Origin of the sequence: Fretibacterium sp. OH1220_COT-178 (genome assembly GCF_003860125.1) — a bacterium.
In the GTDB taxonomy this organism is placed as follows: domain Bacteria; phylum Synergistota; class Synergistia; order Synergistales; family Aminobacteriaceae; genus CAJPSE01.
Map to the genome: position 1 here is coordinate 1 of NZ_RQYL01000082.1, position 485 is coordinate 485.

Below are 485 nucleotides of genomic sequence, written 5' to 3' on the forward strand. Positions count from 1 at the left end.
GGGACGGGGCCGGTGGATGTGGGGACGCTGAAAATCCTCTCCAAGACGCCGCCGGAGTACCCTCTTTTCTCCCGCAGGCGCCGTGAGGAGGGGAAACTGACGATCCTCATCACCATCGAATCGGGGCGTGTCGTCGACGCGGTGGTCGAGAACGGGAGCGGTCATGCCCGTCTGGACGAGGCGGCGCTGAAGGCGGTCCGCACCTGGAGGTTCGATCACGCGGGGCGGATACGCGCCCGGGTTCCCGTCAGCTTCCGTCTGGAACGGTAGCGGGCGTGTACGAACGGCATCGTTTTGAGTTATAATAATCCATGTTTTTAGTGAATTTTGTTCAGAAGGACTTTCGTCCAAGGGAATCCGGTACAAATCCGGAACGGTCCCGCCACTGTAAGCGTGACGAAACCGATACGCACCATTGTCCCCCGGCACGTGCGGGGATGAGAAGGTTCGGGATTAGGACGAGCGCGAGTCAGGAGACCTGCCGA

General features: G+C 60.6%; 1 protein-coding gene and 1 riboswitch. The gene reads left to right on the forward strand.

Annotation, left to right across the window (positions count from 1 at the left end):
• On the forward strand, window positions 1-270 hold a 270-nt coding region (locus EII26_RS12925; RefSeq protein WP_199735231.1), incomplete at its 5' end, for an energy transducer TonB.
• A 31-nt stretch (window positions 271-301) separates the two neighbouring features.
• Window positions 302-485: riboswitch (cobalamin riboswitch) on the forward strand. This riboswitch is flagged as partial in the annotation.